This window comes from Gemmatimonadales bacterium (genome assembly GCA_036265815.1).
In the GTDB taxonomy this organism is placed as follows: Bacteria; Gemmatimonadota; Gemmatimonadetes; order Gemmatimonadales; family GWC2-71-9; genus CAVVWJ01.
In genome coordinates this window covers 1-19,518 of the sequence record DATAOI010000062.1, presented here as the reverse complement: position 1 = coordinate 19,518, position 19,518 = coordinate 1, and the positions used below count along the sequence as shown (strand labels likewise).

General features: G+C 67.5%; 18 protein-coding genes and 4 tRNA genes. All 22 read left to right on the top strand.

Annotated features, from left to right (window positions below; all coding sequences use genetic code 11):
- The gene (locus VHR41_13830) at positions 1-774 is read left to right on the top strand and encodes a PspA/IM30 family protein (GenBank protein HEX3235272.1); all 774 of its coding nucleotides are present in this window, start codon (positions 1-3) and stop codon (positions 772-774) included.
- Positions 774-1,895 (top strand): AI-2E family transporter, encoded by a 1,122-nt coding sequence (locus tag VHR41_13825; GenBank protein HEX3235271.1) that lies wholly within the window; start codon positions 774-776, stop codon positions 1,893-1,895. The genes VHR41_13830 and VHR41_13825 overlap by 1 nt, the downstream gene beginning before the upstream one ends.
- 4 nt (positions 1,896-1,899) lie before the next feature.
- Positions 1,900-2,976 (top strand): DUF1611 domain-containing protein, encoded by a 1,077-nt coding sequence (locus VHR41_13820; protein ID HEX3235270.1) that lies wholly within the window; start codon positions 1,900-1,902, stop codon positions 2,974-2,976.
- Positions 2,976-4,097, top strand: coding sequence for a DUF2157 domain-containing protein (locus VHR41_13815; protein HEX3235269.1), 1,122 nt, complete (start codon positions 2,976-2,978; stop codon positions 4,095-4,097). The genes VHR41_13820 and VHR41_13815 overlap by 1 nt, the downstream gene beginning before the upstream one ends.
- Positions 4,094-4,588, top strand: a complete 495-nt coding sequence (locus tag VHR41_13810) for a hypothetical protein (protein ID HEX3235268.1) — start codon at positions 4,094-4,096, stop codon at positions 4,586-4,588. The genes VHR41_13815 and VHR41_13810 overlap by 4 nt, the downstream gene beginning before the upstream one ends.
- Positions 4,589-4,871: 283 nt before the next feature.
- Positions 4,872-5,120 carry a hypothetical protein gene (locus VHR41_13805; GenBank protein HEX3235267.1) on the top strand — a complete coding sequence of 83 codons (249 nt, stop codon included), beginning with the start codon at positions 4,872-4,874 and terminating at the stop codon, positions 5,118-5,120.
- Between the two features lie 65 nt (positions 5,121-5,185).
- The gene (locus VHR41_13800) at positions 5,186-6,130 is read left to right on the top strand and encodes a mechanosensitive ion channel family protein (GenBank protein ID HEX3235266.1); all 945 of its coding nucleotides are present in this window, start codon (positions 5,186-5,188) and stop codon (positions 6,128-6,130) included.
- A complete protein-coding gene (cysS, locus tag VHR41_13795; protein HEX3235265.1) occupies positions 6,127-7,635 on the top strand; it encodes a cysteine--tRNA ligase in 1,509 nt (502 codons plus the stop codon). Before VHR41_13800 ends, cysS begins: the two co-directional genes overlap by 4 nt.
- 71 nt (positions 7,636-7,706) lie before the next feature.
- Positions 7,707-7,779, top strand: a tRNA-Thr gene (locus VHR41_13790).
- Between the two features lie 94 nt (positions 7,780-7,873).
- Positions 7,874-7,958, top strand: a tRNA-Tyr gene (locus tag VHR41_13785).
- A gap of 62 nt (positions 7,959-8,020) precedes the next feature.
- A tRNA-Gly gene (locus VHR41_13780) sits at positions 8,021-8,093 on the top strand.
- Between the two features lie 52 nt (positions 8,094-8,145).
- Positions 8,146-8,218: transfer RNA gene (locus VHR41_13775), tRNA-Thr, on the top strand.
- A gap of 79 nt (positions 8,219-8,297) precedes the next feature.
- Complete coding sequence (tuf, locus tag VHR41_13770; protein HEX3235264.1) at positions 8,298-9,491, top strand: elongation factor Tu; 1,194 nt, start codon at positions 8,298-8,300, stop codon at positions 9,489-9,491.
- Positions 9,492-9,501: 10 nt separating this feature from the next.
- A complete protein-coding gene (gene rpmG / locus VHR41_13765; protein HEX3235263.1) occupies positions 9,502-9,654 on the top strand; it encodes a 50S ribosomal protein L33 in 153 nt (50 codons plus the stop codon).
- Between the two features lie 2 nt (positions 9,655-9,656).
- Entirely contained in the window at positions 9,657-9,902 is a 246-nt protein-coding gene (gene secE, locus VHR41_13760) for a preprotein translocase subunit SecE (protein ID HEX3235262.1), read from the top strand.
- A gap of 4 nt (positions 9,903-9,906) precedes the next feature.
- Positions 9,907-10,449: a transcription termination/antitermination protein NusG gene (nusG, locus tag VHR41_13755; GenBank protein HEX3235261.1), complete on the top strand. Its 543-nt coding sequence runs from the start codon at positions 9,907-9,909 to the stop codon at positions 10,447-10,449.
- 84 nt (positions 10,450-10,533) lie between these two features.
- Complete coding sequence (gene rplK, locus VHR41_13750) at positions 10,534-10,959, top strand: 50S ribosomal protein L11 (protein ID HEX3235260.1); 426 nt, start codon at positions 10,534-10,536, stop codon at positions 10,957-10,959.
- Entirely contained in the window at positions 10,959-11,648 is a 690-nt protein-coding gene (gene rplA / locus VHR41_13745) for a 50S ribosomal protein L1 (protein ID HEX3235259.1), read from the top strand. Before rplK ends, rplA begins: the two co-directional genes overlap by 1 nt.
- Positions 11,645-12,133: a 50S ribosomal protein L10 gene (rplJ, locus tag VHR41_13740; protein HEX3235258.1), complete on the top strand. Its 489-nt coding sequence runs from the start codon at positions 11,645-11,647 to the stop codon at positions 12,131-12,133. The genes rplA and rplJ overlap by 4 nt, the downstream gene beginning before the upstream one ends.
- 18 nt (positions 12,134-12,151) lie before the next feature.
- A complete protein-coding gene (gene rplL, locus VHR41_13735; GenBank protein ID HEX3235257.1) occupies positions 12,152-12,538 on the top strand; it encodes a 50S ribosomal protein L7/L12 in 387 nt (128 codons plus the stop codon).
- A gap of 211 nt (positions 12,539-12,749) precedes the next feature.
- Positions 12,750-17,231 carry a DNA-directed RNA polymerase subunit beta gene (gene rpoB / locus VHR41_13730; protein ID HEX3235256.1) on the top strand — a complete coding sequence of 1,494 codons (4,482 nt, stop codon included), beginning with the start codon at positions 12,750-12,752 and terminating at the stop codon, positions 17,229-17,231.
- Positions 17,232-17,242: 11 nt separating this feature from the next.
- On the top strand, positions 17,243-19,518 hold a 2,276-nt coding region (rpoC, locus tag VHR41_13725; GenBank protein ID HEX3235255.1), incomplete at its 3' end, for a DNA-directed RNA polymerase subunit beta'.

The following is a 19,518-nucleotide window of genomic DNA, read 5'->3' as shown; positions in this document are numbered from 1 at the left end:
ATGGGAATCTTTGACCGTCTCTCGACCATGCTCCGGTCGAACATCAACGACCTCATCTCGCGGGCCGAAAACCCGGAGAAGATGCTGACCCAGCTCATCGTCGACATGAAGACGCAGCTGGCCAAGGCCAAGCAGCAGGTGGCTTCCGCGATCGCCGACGAGAAGAAGCTCCAGTCGGACGCGGAGAACATGAAGAAGCAGGCGGAGGACTGGGAGCGCCGGGCCATGCTGGCGGTGCAGGAGGGGCGGGACGACATGGCCAAGCAGGCGCTGGGGCGTTACAACGAGCAGCTGCAGGGCGCCCAGCAGCTGCACGAGACCTGGCTCAAGCACAAGGCGGAAACCGACCAGCTCAAGCTGTCGCTCCGCCAGCTCAACGACAAGATCGAAGAGGCCAAGCGGAAGAAGAACATCCTGGTGGCCCGGGCCAAGCGGGCCGAGGCGCAGCAGCGGATCCAGGAGACCATGTCGGGGATGTCGGACAAGAGCGCCTTCGAGTCGTTTGAGCGGATGGCCGAAAAGATCGAAGCCACCGAGCGGAAGGCGCTGGCCTCGGCGGAGCTGAACGAGGAGGTCTCGGGCGACCGGCTGGCCCGGCAGTTCGAGGTGCTGGAGTACAAGGGCAGCTCCGATCAGCAGCTCCTCGAGCTCAAGGCCAAGATGGGTCTGCTCCCGGCCGGCGGCGCCGGGCAGACGCGGCAGCTCAACAAGGGTGCCGGTGACGTGCACGACGCCGAGTTGGTCGAAGAAGGAGACGAGGGGACCGGACGCTGATGCAGCTGGCAGGAACCCCCCAACGGCGAGGGTTCCCCCTGGGGTGGGTCATCCTCGCGGCCACCCTGGTGGCGCTGGCGATCCGTACGATCGACGTGCTCCTGGTGCTGTTTCTGGCGGTCATCCTCGCCGTCTATCTCAACGCCATCGCCGATTACCTCCACCGCAGATTCGGCGTGCCGCCGACCGCCGGCCTGCTGGTGGGGGTCGTGCTCAGTCTCGGCGCCCTCACCGGCGTGGTAGTGCTCATCGCGCCCGCGGTATCCCAGCAGGTGCAGGACCTGCTGGGAAATCTTCCCGCCTTTCTCTCCGAGCTGGACCAGAGCATCACCCGGATTATTCGGGGGATTCCCGTGCTGGGACGAAGTCCGAGCGCTGGAAGCACCTCGCTCTTCGCCAGCGCGCTCAACGAAATCCTTGGGTTTCTGCGCGGCGCGGCCGTTCCCTATCTCAAGGGGGGAGCCGAGATCCTGATCGAGGCGGTGAGCGTCCTGGTGATGGCGGTCTATCTCGCTCGCACTCCTGCGATCTATACCGAGGGAATCATCGCACTGGTGCCCCCCTCACACCGGGTGCTCACCCGCGCCATCCTGCTCGATCTGGGGATAACCCTCCGGGCCTGGGTGGTCGGCCAGCTGGTGGCGATGATGCTGTTGGGACTGCTCACCACGCTCGGTCTCTGGGTGCTGGACGTCCCCTACTTCCTGGCGTTCGGAGTCTTTGCCGGTGTGGCGGCGATCGTCCCGTTCTTCGGCACCCTGCTCTCGACGGTGCTGCCGGCGCTGTTCGCGCTGGGGGTGTCCGGCCTTGGCAAGGCCTTCGCGGTGGCCGCCGTGGGCGTGGGCGTCCATCTCATCGAGGCCAATTTCGTGGGGCCCTACGTGATGGAGCGACAGGTCAACATCCCGCCCGTGCTCACCATCGCAGGCGTGCTGCTGATCGGGAAACTGTTCGGGTTGGCGGGGCTGGTCGTGGCCGTGCCGATCCTCGCCCTGGTGATGGTGCTGGTCCGGCACATCCTGCTGGGAGAGGTTTACGGCGACCCCGTCGAGGAGATACAACCGTCCGGCACCGTCCCCGCGGAGTCGGAGCCGGTCATCACCCACTCTGCTACCTCCTGAGCGCATGACCACACCGCGATACCTCATCGTCGCCGACGGCGACTTCGGCCCGATGACGTCCAAGACCGCCAACTCGGTAATCCGCTATCTCCCCGAGCGCACCGTCGGCGTGCTCGACCGGCAGCACGCCGGCCGGCCCGTACAGGAGGTGCTCGGATTCGGCGGAGCCATCCCCATCGTCGGTTCGATGCGGGAAGGGTTGGCCCTGGGGCCGACGGCGATCCTGATCGGCATCGCTCCGCAAGGCGGACGACTGCCGGAGGAATGGCGTGCGTGGCTGGCCCAGGCGCTGGATCACGGCTGCGATCTCTGGAGTGGGTTGCACACCTTCCTGAGCGACGACCCGCTGCTGGCGGCCAAGGCGCACAGCAACGGGCGGTCGCTGCACGATCTCCGGCGCCCGCCGGCGGACCTGCCGATCGCCTCGGGGCTGGCCAAGAAGGTGGAGCCGCTGGTGGTGCTCACCGTCGGCACCGACTGCAACGTCGGAAAGATGACCGCACAGCTCCAACTCACCCGGCGACTGAACCAGCGGGGCATCCGCACCCGATTCGTGGCCACCGGGCAGACCGGTATCATGATCGAGGGCTGGGGGATCGCGGTGGACGCCGTGGTGGCCGACTTCGTCGCGGGCGCCGCGGAGCGCCTGGTGCTCGAGGGCAGTCGCGATGCGGACGTGGTGTTGGTGGAGGGGCAGGGGAGCATCAACCACCCGGGTTATTCCGGCGTCACCCTCGGGCTGCTCCACGGCGCCTGCCCCGACGCGCTGATCCTCTGCCACCAGGCCAGCCGGGAATATATCGGCGACTATCGCAGGGAAGCGTGGCTCCGGATTCCTCCGCTGACCGAGTACATCCGTCTGTACGAGACGATCGGCTCCGCGGTCCACCCGACCGAGGTGATCGGGGTCTCACTCAACACCTACGACCTGTCCGAGACGCAAGCGCTCCGCGCCTGCGAGCAGGCGGCGCGCGACACCGGTCTCCCGGTGACGGACCCGGTGCGGTTCGACCCGGGCCCGTTGCTGGACGCGGTGGCCGGAGTGCGGGACCGCTATCTCCAATCACGGCGAACGGCCTGATGCCCGCCGCCTGGGAGCGGCCGCTGGTCCGATGGGCCAGCGCCGGGCTGGTGGACGCCGCCGCCGTCGAGCGCATCAGGGCCTGGGAATCCGCGCACCACGGCAAGACCGGTCTCCGGTGGCCGGTCCGGCTCGCCCTGGGGCTCGGCGGGCTGATGATCTCCGCCGGCGTGCTGCTGTTCGTGGCGGCTCACTGGGATGCGCTGGGGCCGTGGCAACGGTTCGCGCTGGTCGTCGGGACGGTGGGCGCGCTGCACATGGCCGGCGCCGCCCTCGCCGAGCACGCGGGCGGGGTTGCCGCCGCGCTGCACGCCTGCGGCACCGCCGCGCTGGGTGGTGCCGTCTTCCTCACGGGACAGATCTTTCACCTGGAGGAGCACTGGCCCGGGGGGCTCCTGCTCTGGGCGCTGGGCGCGTGGATTGGCTGGGGTCTCCTGAGGCAGTGGCCCCAGGCACTCCTGGCGGCGTTGCTCACGCCGGCCTGGCTTACTGGTGAGTGGATCGTGCGGACCGAGCAACAGCATGGCGAGCTGATCCTGTCCGTAGGGATCCTCCTGTTGGCGCTGACGTATCTGGTCGCGGAGTCAGATGCCCGGGCCGGCGGCATCGCACTTCGTCGCGCGCTGGTCTGGACCGGCGCGCTCGGCTTGATCCCGGCCACCCTCGGATTCCTCCTGGCGGTCCACGGCTTACGACACTATTCGAGCGGTCCGTCGATCGAACTCGCTGTGATGGGCTGGGGCGCGGCGCTCGTGCTGCCGCTGGCGCTTGCCTGGTGGATGCGGGGTCCTGGCGCCGCCGCGAATCTGGCCGCCGCGCTCTGGGTCATGGCCGGAACCTGGCTGGCGCGAGGCGATGGGGTGCAGCCCTACCTCTGGAGCTTGGCGTTCAGCCTTGGCCTCGTCGCCTGGGGTCTGGTGGAGCGGCGCCCGCTGCGGATCAACCTGGGTGTGGCGGGATTCGCGCTGACCGTGGTGGTCTTCTACTTCTCCAGCGTGATGGACCGCCTGGGCCGCTCGGCCAGCCTGATCGGGCTCGGGGTGCTGTTCCTCGGTGGGGGATATCTGCTGGAGCGGGGTCGTCGGCAACTGCTGACCCGGGTCGGGGGAGCGAACGGGTGACTCGGAGAGCGGCGGGCGTGGCCCTGGCCGTAGTCCACATGGCGCTGGTCGGCGCCCTGGGGCTCAAGCTGATGGTGGACCGGGCCCGCTTGCCTCGCGCCTGGGCCCGCACGGCACCCTACGACCCGAGTCTTCCCATCCGAGGCCGCTATGTCCGGCTTCGCCTCCAGGTGCCGATCGCCGGTGCGCCGAGCGCCGCCGGGCTGGACCCCGTGCGCGGCGTCCGCTTGCGCGAGGCCGGGGGACGGCTCGTCGCCGAGGTCGACGACAGCTCCGGCCGGCCAACCGCACGGTGGCAGCCTGGCCAGGGCTCGGCCGTGCTGAGCGAGCCGGTCGTGTACTTCATCCCCGAGCACGCCGCGGATCCGTCGGTGCGCCCAACCGGCGAGCAGCTCTGGGCCGAGGTCACCATCCCGCCGCACGGGCCGCTGCGTCCGATCCGGCTCGGCGTCTGGAAGGATGGACAGCTGAATCCACTCGACCTCCGCTGACCGGTTGGGGCCTTCCCGGCGCGCTGTTTCGCGCCTGACCGGGTGCGGAGGGTGACGTCCGATCGGGAGCAGAGCGCCATCGTGGGCCATGCTCCCGGGCGCACCAGGTCAACTCCTTCCTCGCGTTTCCCTCCTCGCAGTCCTCGGCCATGCTCGGCCCGGAGAGCTCCTCGGGGCGTGGCTTCGAAGCTGCTCGCGTCCGCTCCGCCTCCGGGCGGGGCGGCGCGCCCTCCTGGCCAGCGCCGATCTTGGCTGGCTGCTGCGTCGCTGCGGCCGAGTGGCGGTGCGGGACAGCGGGCACATCGCGGTGCTGGAGGGTCAGCGGCTGATCGGCTGGCGCACACTGCAGATCGTCACCGGCGCGCCGTTCCTGCCAGGCCTGGCAGAGCTCCGGCTGCTGTTTCCGGATCTTCGCGTGAGCGGCGGCCGGATCGCGGTCCCGCTGGCGTCGGGGTCGGCGGAGGAGGCGCTCGCGCTCTGTGTCGCAGAACGCGTCCCGGTCCTCGCCTCCTGGATCGATTATCGCGGGTAAGCAGCGCGGTTGACGCGGCGCGGGCCGGTCCTCTAGGTTAGGGGCCGTGCGATCACCCCGCCTGTATGCTCACAGCTAGCAGCCTTCCGCTCTTCACCGTCGGTGAAGTTCTCCGCCGCCTGGCAGAGATCCTCAAGATCGATGGGGAGGAGCTGGTGCGCGACGGCGCGCGGGTGCTGGGGATCTGGCTCCTCGCGTGGTTCGCCTACCGGGTAGTCCGGCTCACCGCCCGGCGGATCGAGCTCGCCGTCGACGACGGCGACGACTCGGTTACCACGCTCCGGGAGCGGCGGGGCCACACCATCGCCCAACTCCTCCGGAGCGTCGGGCGAGTGGTCCTCCTGGTCATCGCCCTGCTCCTCACCTTCAACGTCTTCATCAATATCGGGCCGATCCTGGCCGGGGCCGGCATCCTGGGACTGGCGATCTCCTTCGGCGCCCAGAGCCTGGTGAAGGACGTGATCTCGGGCTTCTTCATTCTGTTCGAGAATCAGTTCGCCATCGGGGACGTGATCGAGATCGCCGGCAAGAGCGGCGTGGTCGAGAAGATGACCCTCAGGGTCGCGGTCCTCCGGGATGGCGAAGGCGTCATGCACGTGGTGCCCAACAGTGAGATCAAGGTCGTCAGCAACAAGACCCGGGGCTGGTCCCGGGCGGTGATCGACGTGGGGATCGGCTACGACGAAGACATCGACCGGGCGCTTGGCATCGTGCGGGACGAGGCGGCGCAGCTCGCCACGGACCGGGTGTGGAGCCTGCAGCTCGACGGCGCGCCCGACGTGGTGGGGGTGGAGTCCCTGGGCGACAGCTCGGTGGTCGTTCGGACCCTGATCCGCACCCAACCCGGCTCCCAGTGGACCGTGGCCCGGGAGTTCCGCCGGCGGATCAAGAATCGGTTCGACCGGGACGGGGTCGAGATTCCGTTCCCGCAGCGCAAGGTGCACGTCCGGGTGGAGGGTGGCTCCGCCTCTGACGCCGTCACCGCGTCGGCTGGAGCGGCCGGCGCGTGACCCTTCGGCTCTACAACACGCTCTCCCGCCAGATCGAGACCTTCGAGCCGCTTCAGCCGGGCCGGGTCTCCATGTACACCTGCGGGCCCACCGTCTACAACTACGCGCACATCGGCAACTTCCGCACGTTCCTCTTCGAGGATCTGCTGCGTCGTTGGCTGGAGGCGAGCGGGTACGACGTCTTCCACATCATGAATCTGACCGACGTGGACGACAAGACGATCGGCGGCGCGCTCGAGGCGGGCGTGCCGCTGCGCCGCTATACCGAGGGGTTCGTGGAGGCCTTTCACGAGGACCGGCGCTATCTCCGCATCAAGGACGCGAGCGTCTATCCCCGGGCCACCGACTACATCGCGGCGATGATCACGCTGGTCGAGGGGTTGCTGGCCAAGGGCATCGCCTACCGCGCGGAGGACGGGTCGGTCTACTTCGCCATCGCCAGGTTCCCCGCCTACGGCAAGCTCTCGCAGGTGGACCGCCGGGAGCTCAAGACCGGGGCCAGCGAGCGGGTGAGCGCCGACGAATACGCCAAGGAGGACGTCAGGGATTTCGCCGTCTGGAAGGCGGCCGGCCCGGCGGACGAGAAGGTGGGAGCGGCCTGGGACGCGCCGTTCGGCCGGGGCCGGCCGGGCTGGCATCTCGAGTGCTCGGCGATGGCGCTGGAGCTGCTCCGCCGCACGCAGGGCACCGAGGTGCTCGACATCCATGCTGGTGGGGTGGACCTGATCTTTCCCCACCACGAGGACGAGATCGCTCAGAGCTGCGCCTTTACCGGGCAGGAGCTCTTCGCCCGCTTCTGGGTGCACGGCGAGTTCCTCAACGTGCGGGGCGAGAAGATGTCCAAGCGGTTCGGGAACATCACCACGCCGCGGGACCTGAGGGAGGACGGCGTCGACCCCGGCGCCATCCGGCTGCTCATGTCCCAGGTGCACTACCGGCAGCGGCTCGACTTGACCGACGAGGGCTTGGCCAGCGCGGCGGAAGGCTCCCGCCGGCTGGGCGAGCTGCAGCACCGGCTGCTGGCGAGCCGGTCCGAGGCCGACGCGGCGCCGTTCGCCGAGGCCGCCGAGCGGCTGGGGCGCGAGCTCGCCGACGCGCTGGACGATGACCTCAACGCTCCGCGCGCGGTGGCGGCGATGTTCGCCTTTGCCAGCGCGGCCAACGCGGCGCTCGACGGTGGGCAGCGACCCGGACCACGGGCGGTGGCCGCGTGGGAGCGCGCGGAGGGCGTGCTGGCGGTCACCTCGGCGGTGCAGGTGCTGAAGGTGGGCGCGTCGGCGGTGCTCGCCGAGCGGGGGGATGAGAGCGCACTGGCGGAGCTTCCGCCCGAGGGAGGGAGCGAGGAGGCTCTCCGGGGCTGGGCCCTCCGCTGGGCCGTTCGCCGGCGGGAGGCGAAGGCCGCCCGGAACTACCCGGAAGCGGACCGGATACGGGCCTTGCTGAGGGCGTCCGGGTGGGAGGTGCGGGACGGTCGAGACGGCTCGGTCGAAGTCGTCCGGTCGTAGGGTCTCAGGCCATTGACTCACGCCAACTTGCCCTCTATCATACGGGTCTGTCAAATTCGGCCTGTTCTCTTGCTGACGTAGCTCAATTGGTAGAGCAGCTGATTTGTAATCAGCAGGTTAGGGGTTCGATTCCCCTCGTCAGCTCGGTGGTGCCGACACCCTCGCACGAACGGACCCCGCTTCTTCGCCGGCGGGGTTCTGTCTCAGATGCGGGTGACTCGCAGGCGAGAGCACATCGGGTGGGGTGACCGAGTGGCTAATGGTAGCAGACTGTAAATCTGCCGGGCTAACGCCCTACGTAGGTTCGAATCCTACCCCCACCACTCACGGCGGGACGCGACGGTCGATCGGGCGGACAGTCGGTTGGACGGGCAGGGTAGGAGACGCGGGTGTAGCTCAGTTGGTAGAGCATCAGCCTTCCAAGCTGAGGGTCGCGGGTTCGAGTCCCGTCGCCCGCTTGCATACTGTGGACGCAGCCGGTGGACGCGGAAGGACTGAGATGAGAGGGTCGCTCGCGTAGCTCAGTTGGTAGAGCGCATCCTTGGTAAGGATGAGGTCCGCGGTTCAATCCCGCGCGCGAGCTTGGACTAGGACGGAACGGACGGAGACGACGCACTGCTCCGTCGCATCAGGACTCACACGAGATACTGGAACGACGCGACATGGCCAAGGCCAAATTCGAGCGGACGAAGCCGCATGTGAACGTGGGGACGATCGGGCACGTGGACCACGGGAAGACGACGCTGACGGCGGCGATCACGGCGATCCAGGCGAAGAAGGGGCTGGCCCAGTTTACGGCCTACGACCAGATCGACAAGGCGCCGGAGGAGCGGGAGCGGGGGATCACCATCGCGACGGCGCACGTGGAGTACGAGTCGGCCAAGCGGCACTATGCCCACGTGGACTGCCCGGGGCACGCGGACTATGTGAAGAACATGATCACCGGGGCGGCGCAGATGGATGGGGCGATCCTGGTGGTGTCGGCGGCGGACGGCCCGATGCCGCAGACCCGGGAGCACATTCTGTTGGCCAAGCAGGTGAATGTGCCCTACATCGTGGTGTTCATGAACAAGGTGGACATGGTGGATGACCCGGAGCTGCTGGAGCTGGTGGAGCTGGAGGTGCGGGAGCTGTTGAGCAGCTACGACTTCCCGGGGGACGACACGCCGATCATCAAGGGGAGTGCGCTGCAGGCGCTGCAGAGTGGGGATCCGGCGAGCGAGCAGGGGCAGAAGATCCAGGAGCTGCTGGATGCCTTGGACAGCTACATCCCCCAGCCCAAGCGGGAGATCGACAAGCCGTTCCTGATGCCGGTGGAGGACGTGTTCTCGATCACCGGGCGGGGCACGGTGGCGACGGGGCGGATCGAGCGGGGGGTGGTGAAGGTGTCGGAGGAGGTGGCGGTGGTGGGGTTCAACAGTGCCAAGAAGACGGTGGTGACGGGGGTGGAGATGTTCCGCAAGCTGCTGGACCAGGGGGAGGCGGGGGACAACGTGGGGCTGCTGCTGCGGGGGGTGGAGAAGACCGAGATCGAGCGGGGGATGGTGCTGGCCAAGCCGGGGTCGATCACGCCGCACACCCACTTCGAGGCCGAGGTGTATGTGCTGACCAAGGAGGAGGGGGGGCGGCACACCCCGTTCTTCAAGGGCTACCGGCCCCAGTTCTACTTCCGCACCACGGACGTGACGGGGAGCGTGGAGCTGCCGGCGGGGGTGGAGATGGTGATGCCGGGGGACAACGTGCAGATGACCATCGAGCTGATCACCCCGATCGCCATGGACGAGGGGCTCCGCTTCGCCATCCGCGAGGGCGGCCGCACCGTCGGGGCCGGCGTCGTCACCAAGATCCTGAAGTAGGACGCGATAGATGCCGAGAGACAAGATCATTCTCGAGTGCACCGAGTGCAAGAACCGCAACTTCTTCACGGACAAGAACAAGCGGAAGCATCCGGAGCGGGTGGAGCGGCGGAAGTACTGCCCCCACTGCGATACGCACCGGGTCCATAAAGAGTCCAAGTAGCCGTGGAGCGCGTGCAGGCGGCGGCGCAGCCCGGCAATCGTCTGGTCGGCTGGTTCGGCCAAACGCGGCACTTCCTCGTGGCCGTGCGGGAAGAGCTGCGCAAGGTGACCTGGCCCACCCGGGACGAGCTGATCAAGGCCACGCGGATGATCGTGATCCTCTCGATCGTCCTGGGGATCACGATCGGTCTGCTCGACTGGATCCTCCAGGCCATTCTGGTGAACGGAGTCGCGCGGCTCGCGCGGTAGCGATATGGAATACCGGTGGTACGCGATCCAGACGACGGCCGGACACGAGAACAAGGTGCGCAGCCTGCTGCAGCGGCGCATCGAGGACGATCCGCGCCCGGCGGACCAGAAGCTGATCCGCCAGGCGCTGGTCCCGGTCCAGGAAGTCATCGAGATCAAGAACGGCAAGAAGGTGAACGTCGAGCGCAAGCTGTATCCCGGCTACGTCCTGGTGGAGATGGCCATGAGCCAGGAGGCGCTACACGTGGTGAACAGCATCCAGGGCGTCATCAAGTTCGTGGGCACCGGCAAGCTCCCGCAGCCGCTCCGGCAGGACGAGGTCAACCGGCTCCTGGGCATCGCCGAGGCGGTGGCGGAGACCGAGCCGAAGGAAGAGATCCCGTTCATGATCGGGCAGGTGGTGGAGATCACCGAGGGACCGTTCTCCGACTTCAGCGGCACGGTGGAGGAGGTCATCGCGGACAAGGGGAAGGTCAAGGTGTCGGTGAGCCTGTTCGGGCGGCCGACGGCGGTGGAGCTGGACTACATGCAGCTGAGAGGGCATTAGCGCGTTGTCCGCTCAGCCCGCGACCGCGCGGGTCATCGCGGCAGGATCGGGCGCACCGACGCGCCCGCCGAAACGAGGAGTGTCATGGCAAAGAAGATCCAGGCGTTGGTGAAATTGCAGTGCCCGGCCGGAGCGGCCACGCCCGCCCCGCCCGTGGGCACGGCCCTGGGTCCGCACGGCGTGAACATCATGGAGTTCGTGAAGCAGTTCAACGCCCGGACCCAAAGCCAGAGCGGGATGGTGATCCCGGTGGTGGTGACGATCTTCGCCGATCGTACCTTCACCTTCATCACCAAGACCCCGCCGGCCCCGAATCTCCTGCTCAAGGAGGCGGGGGTGGAGAAGGGGAGCGGCAACCCCAACCGCACCAAGGTGGGGCGGGTGACCCGAGCGCAGGTCAAGAAGATCGCGGAGATCAAGATGGCCGATCTCAACGCCTCCGATCTGGACAGCGCGATGCGGATGATCGCCGGCACGGCCCGCTCGATGGGGTTGGAGGTGATCGACTGATGCCCGCCGCCGGAAAGAAGTTCCGCGCCGCGGTCAGCAAGGTCGACCGCGGGAGAGAATATCCGATCGCCGACGCGGTCGCGCTGGTGAAGGGCACCTCGTTCGCCAAATTCGACGAGACCGTCGACGTCGCCGTGAACCTCGGCGTCGATCCCCGCCACGCCGACCAGGTGGTGCGGGGCACGGTGGTGCTGCCCCACGGCACCGGGAAGCCGGTGCGGGTCCTGGTCGTCACCCAGGGCGACCGGGTGCGTGAGGCCGAGGCGGCGGGGGCCGACTTCGTGGGGATCGAGTACATCCAGAAGATCAAGGACGGCTGGCTGGAATGCGACGTCATCGTCGCGACGCCCGACGTCATGGGTCAGCTGGGCCAGTTGGGGCGGGTGCTGGGTCCCCGCGGCTTGATGCCCAATCCGAAGGCGGGCACCGTCACCATGGACGTGGGCAAGGCGGTACGCGAGATCAAGGCCGGCAAGATCGAGTTCCGGGTGGACAAGACCGGGAACGTGCACGCGCCGGTGGGCAAGGTGTCGTTCTCGCCCGACCAGCTCGCGGCCAACGTCTCGGCGTTCATGGACACCATCGTGCGGGCCAAGCCGGCGGCGGCCAAAGGCACGTATATCCGCTCGGCCACGGTCTCCAGCACCATGGGGCCGGGCGTGAAACTCGACACGGCGGTGTATCGATGAACAAGACCCAACGGCAGGAGACGGTGGAGACGCTGACGGCGCTGCTCAAGGACGCGCCGCACGTCTACGTGACCGACTTCAGCGGGCTCAGCGTGCTGCGCATGACCGAGTTCCGCCGCCGGCTGAGGACCGCCGGGGTGTCCTACGTGGTAGTGAAGAACACGCTGGCCCAGCGGGCGTTCGCCGCGAACGGCATCAACGCGCTGGACGAGCACCTGGCCGGCCCCACCGGCCTGGTGCTGACCAAGGATCCGCTCGCCGCCGCCAAGGTGCTGAACGACTTCGTCAAGGAGTTCGAGCGGCCGGCGGTCAAGATCGGACTGGTGGACGGCAAGGCCGTGGGACCGGCCCACGTCAAGCGGCTGGGCGAGATCCCGTCGCGCGAGGTGCTGCTGGCTCAGGTGGCGGGCTGCTTCAACGGTCTGCTGTATTCATTTGTCGGCGCCCTCGAGGCCCTCCGCGAACAGCGCGGTACCGCTTCTTAACCGTACGGAGATCAGGACATGGCAACGACCACGCTGAGCAACGAAGAGATCCTCGAAGCGATCGGCCAGAAGACCGTCATCGAGCTCGCGGACCTCATCGACGCCTTCAAGACCAAGTTCAATGTGACCGTCGCGGCGGCCCCGGCGGGCGGCGGCGGCGGTGGCGGCGCGGCGGCGCCGGCGGTAGAGGAGAAGACGGAGTTCGCCGTCATCCTCAAGGAGGGTGGCGCCAAGAAGATCCAGGTGATCAAGGTGGTCCGCGAGATCACCAGCCTGGGACTCAAGGAAGCCAAGGATGCCGTAGACAACGTGCCCAGCACCATCAAAGAGGGCATCTCCAAGGCGGAGGCGGAGGAAATCAAGAAGAAGCTGGAAGATCAGGGTGCGGTCGTCGAACTGAAGTAGCCGTCCGACCTGGTACGCCCTCCCGCCATTCGGGCGGGAGGGGTCCTCTCGGCGCTATTTCAGTGAGACGCATGCACCTGAGACGCACTCGGACGTTCCTGAATCTGCCGAGCCCCGGTGGTCATCCCACTTCCGGTGGGGGACCCACGTTGGGGCCATTTGTGTTGCACGCATACGCGCACGGATCTCGCGTGCGTGAGAGTGAGACTCGATGACCCAGAACCGATCGCTGATCACGTTCAGCAAGCGCGAGGGCGGCATGCCGATGCCGCACCTCCTCGACATCCAGACCGCGGCGTTCCAGACCCTGCTGGTACCCGACGACGTCCATGGCGCGCGTCAGGACGTCTCGCTCGAGCGCGTCTTTCGGGACCTGTTCCCGATCACCGACGTGAACGAAAAATACAAGCTGGAGTTCCTGGGCTACTCCCTGGGCGAAGCCAAGTACGCGGTCGAGGAGTGCATCGAGCGCGACATGACCTACGCGGCGCCGCTCAAGGCCAAGCTCCGGCTCGATGTGTACGAGGAAGTCGAGGGCCAGAAGCGGCTCAAGAACGCCATCGAGAAGGAAGTCTATCTGGGCGAGCGGCCCATCATGACCCCGCTCGGGACGTTCGTGATCAACGGCGCCGAGCGGGTCGTGGTGAGCCAGCTGCACCGGTCGCCGGGCGTGGTGTTCGAGGAGGACACCCACCCCAACGGCCAGCGGCTGTTTTCGGCGCGGATCATTCCGTTCCGGGGCTCCTGGGTCGAGTTCACGATCGACATTCACGACGTGATCTACGTCCACATCGATAAGAAGAAGAAGTTTCCCGCCACCGCGCTGCTCCGGGCGTTCGGCCACGGGAACAACGCGGACATCCTGAAGCTCTTTTTCGCCACCAAGGAGCTCAACATCACCGGCAAGCTGGAGGGCCGGCAGGAGAAGCGCGAGGTCCTGGGCTCGCTGTTGGCCGTGCAGGTCCTCAACCCAGAGGACGCGCGGGGCGAGCCGCTGGCGGAGGTGGGCGACGAGCTCACCCAGGAGCGGCTGAACGAGATGCGCCACAAGGGGGTGAAGAGCGTCACCGTGTTCGCCGGGTATACCACGCTCGACGTCCGGGAGGAGGAGCAGCCGACCACCACCCGCGACCGGCACAACCATGTGCTGGCCTTCGACGCGGCCGATCCGGAGACCGGCGAAGTCATGGCCGAGGGCGGGGCGGAGCTGACCGATGCGCTCAGGAAGAAGCTGATCAAGGCGGGCGTCCACAAAGTGGAGGTGCTGCTGCCGGCCGGCCGGTCGGAGTCGCCCCTGATTAAGAACACCCTGGCCAAGGACCCGACCCACAGCGAGGCCGAGGCCCTGGAGCAGATCTATGCCCTGCTCCGGCCGGGCGACGCGCCCAACCTGGAGACCGCGCGGCAGCAGCTCCAGAAGCTGTTCTTCAACCCCAAGCGGTACGATCTGGGCCGGGTGGGCCGCTACAAGATCAACCAGCGGCTCAAGCTCAAGACCGATGCGAACCACACGGTCCTGACGGAGGACGATTTCGTCGCCATCATCCGTTACCTGATCGACCTGCACGACGGGCGCGGCTTCACCGACGACATCGACCACCTGGGCAACCGGCGGATCCGGAGCGTGGGGGAGCTGATCGCCAACCAGTTCTCGGTGGGCTTGAGCCGGATGGCGCGGCTGGTCAAGGAGCGAATGAGCATCAACTCGGATCCCGAGAAGATCTCGCTGGATGACCTGGTGAACGCCCGGACGGTAAGCGCCGTCATCCAGGCGTTCTTCGGGAGCTCGCAGCTCTCCCAGTTCATGGACCAGACCAACCCGCTGGCGGAGCTGACCAACAAGCGGCGGCTCTCGGCGCTGGGCCCGGGCGGGCTCACCCGCGAGCGTGCCGGGTTCGAGGTCCGCGACGTGCACTACTCGCAGTACGGCCGGATGTGCCCGATCGAGACCCCGGAAGGTCCGAACATCGGCCTCATCACCAGCCTCTCGACCTACGCCCGGATCAACGATCTCGGGTTCATCGAGACGCCGTACCGGGTGGTCAAGAACGGCAAGGTCACCGACGAGATCCGCTGGCTCTCGGCCAGCGACGAGGAGGATTACACCGTCGCCCAGGCCAACGCGGTCATCACGCCGGATGGGTCGTTCGTCGACCAGCTGGTGCTCTGCCGCAAGGGCGACGACTACCCGCTGCTGCCGCCGGAGCGAATCGACTTCATGGATGTGGCGCCGGAGCAGCTGGTCTCGATCGCGGCGGCGCTCATCCCGTTCCTGGAGCACGACGACGCCAACCGCGCGCTGATGGGCTCAAACATGCAGCGGCAGAGCGTGCCGCTCCTCTTTCCCCAGGCGCCGCTGGTGGGCACTGGGCTGGAAGAGAAGGTGGCGCGCGACTCGGGCGCCTTGATCGTGGCCCGGCGGGCCGGGGCAGTTACCCGGGTCACCGCGGACGAGATCATCGTCGACGCCGGCGCCAACGGTGCCGCCCTGGGCGACACGCCGCTGGCCCGGCTGCACCAGCACGACCGCTACCGGGTCAAGAAGTTCTGGCGCACCAACCAGGACACCGCCATCAACCAGCGGCCCCTGGTCCAGCTCGGTCAGAAGGTGGACGCCGGCGAGATCATCGCCGATGGGGCGGCCACGGAGGGCGGAGAGCTCGCGCTCGGCAGCAACGTGCTGGTGGCGTTCATGCCGTGGTACGGGCACAACTTCGAAGACGCCATCGTGCTGAGCGAGCGGCTGGTGAAGGACGACGTCTACTCCTCGATCCACATCCAGGAGCTGGAGCTGCACGTCCGCGACACCAAGCGGGGCCAGGAGGAGATCACCCGGGAAATCCCCAACGTCTCGGACGAGAGCGTCGTCGACCTCGACGAGCGGGGCATCGTCCGGATTGGGGCGCACGTCAAGCCGGGCGACATCCTGGTCGGCAAGATCACGCCCAAGGGCGAGACCGAGCTGTCGCCCGAGGAGAAGCTGCTCACCGCGATCTTCGGCGAGAAGGCCAAGGACGTGAAGGACAGCTCGCTCAAGGTGCCGCCCGGCATGGCCGGCGTGGTGATCGACGTCAAGATCTTCAGCCGGATCGAAGATCAGGTGGTCGAGAAGGACCGGGGCGAGCGGATCGGCGAGGTGCGCCGGATCGAGAACGACGAGAAGGCGCGGATCAATACGGTCATGCTGGACGAGCTGGGTCATCTCCTGGCGGGCCAGGAGGTGGCGCTCATGCTCAAGGCCGGCACCGTGGAAGAGTACCTGCCGAGCGGCACCAAGCTCACCGCGTCCGCGCTCGAGGGGGTGGACCTGGGCGATGTCGACCTCAAGACGCTCCGGGTGGCCAACAAGGCGGCCAACGAAAGGATCCGCCAGAGCATCGACATGGCCGGGCGGGAGCGGGCCAAGGTGGAGGAGAAGGCGGAGGACCAGATCGACAAGATCCTCCAGCCGGACGAGCTGCCGCCCGGCGTCATTCAGCTGGTGAAGGTGTACATCGCCGAGAAGCGGAAGATCTCGGTGGGCGACAAGATGGCGGGCCGGCACGGCAACAAGGGCATCGTCGCCCGGATCGTGCCGGAGGAGGACATGCCGTTCCTGCCGGACGGCACGCCGGTGGACATCGTGCTCAACCCGCTCGGCGTCCCCAGCCGGATGAACGTGGGTCAGATCCTGGAGACCCACCTGGGCTGGTGCGCCCGGATTCTGGGCTTCGAGGCGAAGACTCCAGTGTTCCGGGGAGCGGATGAGGCGGAGATCGGGGTGCTGCTTCGCCTGGCGGGCTTCCGCTGGGCCGCCGAAGGTCTCCGGCTCCGCCACGCGGCGCCGGTGCTGCCGCCGGCGGCGATCACCCGGTTGGTGGCCGACCTCAAGCGGGTGGCGCCCAAGGGCGAGCACACCACCCTGGGCGAGGCGGGCATCGCCATGCTGGGAGCCCGGAACGCCTCGGCGGAGACCCGGGAGATCTTCGGCAGCGTCCGGAGCTTCATGGTCGAAGCCGCCAAGGAGCTGGCGGAGCGGGAGCTGACCCAGCGGCGGCAGGAGCTGGAATTCCACCGCGCGCAGAGTGAGCGCGACGACCTGGGCAAGGAGCAGCACAAGGCGTCAGCCAAGGCGGTGAAGGATCTGGAGAAGGCGGCCGCGGCCAGCCCGGCCGAGGCGCTGGAGGCGGCAAGTCACCCGGCGCTGGCCGGGCTGCTGGGGCCCAAGGGTGAATCCGACGTCGACGCGGCGGCCGACGAGCTGCTTCGCGCGGCGGGACTGACGCCTGGTGGCAAGGGGCGGCTCCGCGACGGACGCACCGGCCAGTTCTTCGAGGGCGAGGTGACCGTCGGTTCGATCTACATGCTCAAGCTGAGCCACCTGGTCGACGACAAGATCCACGCGCGCTCGATCGGTCCGTACTCGCTCGTCACCCAGCAGCCGCTCGCCGGCAAGGCGCAGTTCGGCGGCCAGCGGTTCGGGGAAATGGAAGTGTGGGCGCTGGAGGCATATGGTGCCGCGCACGTGCTGCAGGAGATGCTCACGGTCAAGTCGGATGACGTGAACGGCCGCAGCAAGGTGTATGAGGCGATCGTGAAGGGGCAGAATCTCCCCGAGCCGGGGATTCCGGAGTCGTTCAACGTGCTCGTGAAGGAACTGCAGGCGCTCGGCCTGAAGGTCACGCTCGGGACCACCGAAGCCGGCGACGAATAAAGAGGGACGACATGATTGATTTTCGCAGCGGCCGCGAGCCCAAGAGCTCGAGCTTCGACTATATCAGCATCCGCATCGCCAGCCCCGAGGAGATCCGGGGCCCGCGCGATCCCAAGGAGCGCGAGCGCCTGGAGCTCCAGGGGCAGCGCGCCTGGTGGTCGTGGGGCGAGGTCACCAAGCCGGAGACGATCAACTACCGATCGTTCAAGCCGGAGAAGGACGGCCTCTTCTGCGAGCGCATCTTCGGTCCGGTCAAGGACTGGGAGTGCCATTGCGGCAAGTACAAGCGGATCCGCTATCGGGGCGTGATCTGCGATCGGTGCGGCGTCGAGGTGACGCTCTCGAAGGTCCGGCGCGAGCGCATGGGCCATATCGAGCTCAGCGTGCCGGTGGCGCACATCTGGTTCTTCAAGACGCTGCCCAGCCCGATGGGGAACCTGATCAACATCACCCTCCGCGACTTGGAGCGGGTGATCTACTACTCGAGCTACATCGTCATCGAGCCGGGGAAGCAGGAGGTCGAGGCCAACCAGCTGCTCGATGAGGACGAGTATCTCACCCTCCGGGGCAAGGCGCGGGAGGAGGGAGACACCGCCTTCCGGGCCGACATCGGCGCGCCGGCGGTGCGCGAGCTCCTGAGCCGGATCGACGTGCGCCAGCTGGCGGACCAGCTCCGGGCCGGCGTGGCCACCGAGACCAGCCAGCACCGCAAGAAGCAGATGCTCAAGCGGCTCAAGATCGTGGACGCGTTCCTGAGCTCGGGCGACTCGGGCGATCTGCCCAACAACCCGGGCTGGATGATCCTGGACGTGATCCCGGTCATTCCGCCGGATCTCCGGCCGCTGGTGCCGCTCGACGGCGGGCGCTTCGCCACGTCCGACCTCAACGACCTGTATCGCCGGGTGATCAACCGGAACAACCGGCTCACCAAGCTGATCCAGCACAAGGCGCCGGAGGTCATCCTTCGGAACGAGAAGCGCATGCTGCAGGAGGCGGTGGACGCGCTGTTCGACAACGGGCGGCGCTCCAAGGCCATCCGGGGTCGCGGCAAGCGGCCGCTCAAGAGCCTCTCCGACATGCTCAAGGGCAAGCAGGGCCGGTTCCGCCAGAACCTGCTGGGCAAGCGGGTGGACTACTCCGGCCGGTCGGTCATCGTGGTCGGCCCGGAGCTCCGGCTGCACCAGTGCGGCCTGCCCAAGGCCATGGCGGTCGAGCTGTTCAAGCCGTTCATCATCCACAAGCTGGTGGAGAAGGGCATCGCCGAGACGGTCAAGCGGGCCAAGAAGATCGTGGAGAAGGAGTCACCGGAGGTGTACGAGATCCTGGAAGAGATCATCCAGGACCATCCGGTGCTGCTGAACCGCGCGCCGACGCTGCACCGCCTGGGCATTCAGGCGTTCGAGCCGGTGCTGGTCGAGGGCAAGGCCATCCGGATCCATCCGCTGGTCTGCGCGGCGTTCAACGCCGACTTCGACGGCGACCAGATGGCGGTGCACGTGCCGCTCTCCTTCGAGGCCCAGCTGGAGGCGCGCCTCCTGATGATCTCCTCGAACAACGTCCTGAAGCCGTCCGACGGCCGGCCGGTGGCGGAGCCGTCCCAGGACATGGTGCTGGGGTCGTACTTCCTGACCAAGCTCCCGGCCGGCTTCGAGGAGGAGCTCCGGAAGGGCGGGGTGGGCCGGACCGAGGACACCAAGGGGCGGCTCTGGAAGGATGCCAAGTACCTGGGCTCCCTGGCCGAGATCGAGATGGCGCTCTTGAACGGCAGCATCGGCTACCACTCGGCCATCTGCTTCTGGTACGTGCCGCCGCAGGAGACGGCGGATCCCGAGGCCCGGCGGCCACGCTGGCTCCGGACCACGGTGGGCCGGGTGCTCTTCAACAGCATCCTGCCGCGCAGGCTGGTCACCGAGCTCGGCTTCCGGGACGACCTGATGAAGAAGAAGATCCTCTCGGAGCTGGTGCTGCAGAGCTACCGCCGGGCGGGGCTGGCCGACACGGTCACCTTCCTCGACCGGTTGAAGGACTTCGGGTTCCGCTTCGCCACCATGGGCGGCGTGTCGATCGGCATCGAGGACCTGGAGATCCCGACCGAGAAGGCCGAACTGCTGACCGAGGCGGATGCCCGGGTCAAGCGGTTCCAGCGGGCGTACAACACCGGCCAGATCACCTTCGGCGAGCGGTACAACAAGGTGATCGACGCCTGGACCCACGCCAACAACGACGTGGCCGAGGCGATGATCAACTCGATGCGGGTCTCCCGCGGCGGGTTCAACCCGGTGTTCAT